Origin of the sequence: Tardiphaga sp. (genome assembly GCF_028290495.1) — a bacterium.
GTDB lineage: Bacteria > Pseudomonadota > Alphaproteobacteria > Rhizobiales > Xanthobacteraceae > Tardiphaga.
Map to the genome: position 1 here is coordinate 1 of NZ_JAQGJT010000119.1, position 3,743 is coordinate 3,743.

3 protein-coding genes are annotated in these 3,743 nt (G+C 63.2%); all 3 read left to right on the forward strand.

Annotated features, from left to right (window positions below; genetic code table 11):
* The first annotated feature begins 121 nt into the window (after positions 1-121).
* Positions 122-1,702 carry an urea ABC transporter permease subunit UrtB gene (gene urtB, locus JWQ24_RS17785; protein ID WP_299810820.1) on the forward strand — a complete coding sequence of 527 codons (1,581 nt, stop codon included), beginning with the start codon at positions 122-124 and terminating at the stop codon, positions 1,700-1,702.
* A gap of 142 nt (positions 1,703-1,844) precedes the next feature.
* Complete coding sequence (gene urtC, locus JWQ24_RS17790) at positions 1,845-3,014, forward strand: urea ABC transporter permease subunit UrtC (RefSeq protein ID WP_299810814.1); 1,170 nt, start codon at positions 1,845-1,847, stop codon at positions 3,012-3,014.
* Positions 3,015-3,018: 4 nt separating this feature from the next.
* Positions 3,019-3,743: urea ABC transporter ATP-binding protein UrtD (gene urtD / locus JWQ24_RS17795; RefSeq protein WP_299810817.1), on the forward strand; the 725-nt coding region annotated here is incomplete at its 3' end.

Below are 3,743 nucleotides of genomic sequence, written 5' to 3' on the forward strand. Positions count from 1 at the left end.
ACTTCCAAAAGACGAGGCCGGAGAGGGCGGCTATACCGCCGCCTTCTCCTTAAACTCCCGCCGGGGTCGTACAGTGCCTGCCAATTATCTCGATCGCCTTCGCGCGTTTTGCCTCTCGCTACTGCTGGTCGCGGCCTTTGCCGTGCCGGCCTTTGTTGTCCCGGCTTTGGCCGGCCCGTTCGAGGACGCGGTCGCCAAATTCGCTAATGACGATTTTTCCGACACCGACGACGCCGTCGGCGTGGTCGCGACTTCGGGCAATCCGCTGGCGTTCACCATCATTAGTGCGCTCGGCGACGGTCGGCTGGCGGCCGATCCCGACACCAAGAAGGTTTTCGTCACAGGGACCGACGGCAAGGTCATCGATGCCGCGACGGGAGCCGCCGTCGACAAGCTGCCGGACAATGCGGCCGCCGTTCGCCTCAACAACCGCCTGCGCCGCACCGTGGAAGCTGCCCTTGGCGGCCTGACTTTGCTGTCGCCCGATCCCGCCAAGCGGATCGCAGCCGCGCAGTCGGTGTTCAAGACCCACGACGAGACCATGCTGCCCGTGATCGACGGCGCGCTGGCCAAGGAAACCAACAAGGCGGCGAAGGCGGCCTTTACCGAAGCCCGCGCCGCCATCCTGCTCTACAAGCCCGACGCCACCGACGTCGAGAAGCTCGAAGCCATCGCCACCGTGAAGGCGCGCGGCGACCAGGAAGCGATGGCGCTGCTGACCGGGCTCGGTAGCGATCAGCCGCCGGCGATTGCGAACGCCGCGGCCGGTGCTACCGCCGCCATTCAGCGCACGCTGGCGCTGTGGTCCACGGTGCAAAACGCCTGGTACGGCCTGTCGCTGGGGTCGGTGCTGCTGCTCGCTGCGATCGGCCTTGCCATCACCTTCGGCGTGATGGGCGTCATCAACATGGCGCATGGCGAGATGGTGATGATCGGCGCCTATGTCACCTTTGTGGTGCAGGAAGTGATCCGCACCTCGTATCCCGGCCTGTTCGACTATTCGCTGCTGATCGCCGTGCCGCTGGCCTTCGTCATTGCAGGCGTCATCGGCATCATTATCGAGCGCACCATCATTCGCTTCCTCTACGGCCGGCCGCTGGAAACCCTGCTGGCTACCTGGGGTCTGTCGCTTGTTCTGCAGCAGGCGGTGCGCACCATGTTCGGCCCGACCAACCGCGAGGTCGGCAATCCCTCCTGGATGTCCGGCGCGTTCGAACTCGGCCAGATCACCATCACCTATAACCGGCTGTGGATTTTGTGCTTCACGCTGGCGGTGTTCGCAATCCTGCTGGCGATGCTGCGTTATTCCAGCATTGGTCTGGAAATGCGTGCGGTGACGCAGAACCGCAAGATGGCGGCCTCGATGGGCATCGCGACCTCGCGCGTCGATGCGCTGACGTTCGGCCTCGGCTCGGGCATCGCCGGGATCGCCGGCGTGGCGCTGTCGCAGATCGACAATGTCAGCCCCAACCTCGGCCAGAGCTACATCATCGACAGTTTCATGGTCGTGGTGTTCGGCGGCGTCGGCAACCTGTGGGGCACTCTGGTGGGCGCCTTCACGCTGGGCATTGCCAACAAGTTCCTGGAACCAGTGGCGGGCGCCGTGCTCGGCAAGATCGCGATTCTGGTGCTGATCATCCTGTTCATCCAGAAACGGCCGCGCGGCCTGTTCGCACTCAAGGGCAGGGCGATCGAAGCATGATGATGATTTATTCGAATTCAGCTCTGTCCTGTCCCTTCGTCGTTACGAAGAGCGCTTGCGACGAAGCAATCCAGTCTTCGCTTGCGGCTTCTGGATTGCTTCGCTTCGATCACAACGACGATCGAACTGGCGGAGTGCGCTCATGACTCCGCACATTCTCACCCGTTCGCTCGACCGCAGTGCCACGGTCTTTCTGCTGGTCGTCGCCACTGTCGGCATCCTGCTGCCACTTTCGAACCTGCTGCTGCCGGCCGGCTCCATGTTCCAGGTGCCGACCTACCTGATGGCGTTGTTCGGCAAATATGTCTGCTACGCCATCCTGGCGCTGTCGATCGACCTGATCTGGGGCTATTGCGGCATTCTCTCGCTCGGCCACGGCGCCTTCTTCGCGCTCGGCGGCTACGCGATGGGCATGTACCTGATGCGGCAGATAGGTCCGCGCGGTGTTTACGGCAACCCTGTACTGCCCGACTTCATGGTGTTCCTGAACTACAAGGAACTGCCGTGGTACTGGTTCGGTTTCGACCATTTCTGGTTCGCCGCCCTGATGGTGCTGGTGGTGCCCGGCCTGCTGGCCTTCGGCTTTGGCTGGTTGACCTTCCGCTCCCGCGTGTCAGGCGTCTATCTCTCGATCATCACGCAGGCGATGACCTACGCGCTGCTGCTCGCCTTCTTCCGCAACGATTTCGGTTTCGGCGGCAATAACGGCCTCACCGACTTCAAGGACATCCTGGGCTTCAACGTGCAGGCCGACGGCACCCGCGCCGCCTTGTTTGCGCTGAGTTGTCTGGCCCTGATGCTCGGCTTCCTGATGTGCCGTGCGGTGGTGACCTCGAAGCTCGGCAAGGTCTTGATTGCGATCCGCGATGCTGAGTCGCGCTCACGGTTCCTCGGCTACCGCGTCGAGTCCTACAAGCTGTTCGTGTTCACGCTGTCGGCCTGCATGGCTGGTGTGGCCGGCGCGCTCTACGTGCCGCAAGTCGGAATCATCAACCCCGGCGAATTCGCCCCCGCGAATTCCATCGAGGCGGTGATCTGGGTCGCGGTCGGTGGTCGCGGCACGCTGATTGGCGCGGCGCTGGGCGCCGTTGTCGTCAATTATGCCAAGACGGTGTTCACCTCGGGGGCGCTCGCGCCGTACTGGCTGTTCATGCTCGGCGCGCTGTTCATTCTGGTGACGCTGCTCTTGCCGAAGGGCATCATCGGCACCTTCAATGCATGGTGGGAGCCGTGGAAGCAGCAGCGCATCACAGCCAATGCCGAAAGTGTCGCCGAAGAAGACGGCGTCAGCAAACCCCATCTGGCGGAGTAGGCGGATGTCCGTGATTGAAACGTCCGTGATTGAAAAGCCCGCTCACCACGCGCTCGGCATCGTCGATCCGCAGGTCGCGGCGCGCGAGGCCGAGGCGCGGCAGAAGCGCATCACCTCGGCGTTGCTGTATCTCGACGGGGTCCACGTCTCGTTCGATGGCTTTCATGCCATCAACAATCTGTCCCTCGTGCTGGGACCGGGCGAGATGCGCGCCATCATCGGCCCGAACGGTGCCGGCAAGACCACGATGATGGACATCATCACCGGCAAGACCCGCGCCGACGCCGGCGAAGTGCTGTTCGACGACACCATCGACCTGCGCCGGCTCGACGAAGCAAAAATCGCCAACCTCGGCATCGGCCGAAAGTTCCAGAAGCCGACGGTGTTCGAGAGTCAGACCGTCTGGGACAATCTGGTGCTGGCGCTGCGGAAACCGCGCAGCGTCTTCCCAACCTTGTTCTACACTGCCAACAACGACGACACGGCCCGCATCGAGGAAATCCTCGCGACCATCCGCCTCACAGCCCGCAAGGGCGACCTCGCCGCCGGCCTCAGCCACGGCCAGAAGCAGTGGCTCGAGATCGGCATGCTGCTCGCCCAGGACCCCAAACTCCTGCTCGTGGATGAGCCGGTCGCCGGCATGACCGACGCCGAAACCGTCGAGACCGCCAAGCTCCTGAAAGAGATCGCCACCACTCGCTCCGTCGTCGTCGTCGAGCACGACATGAG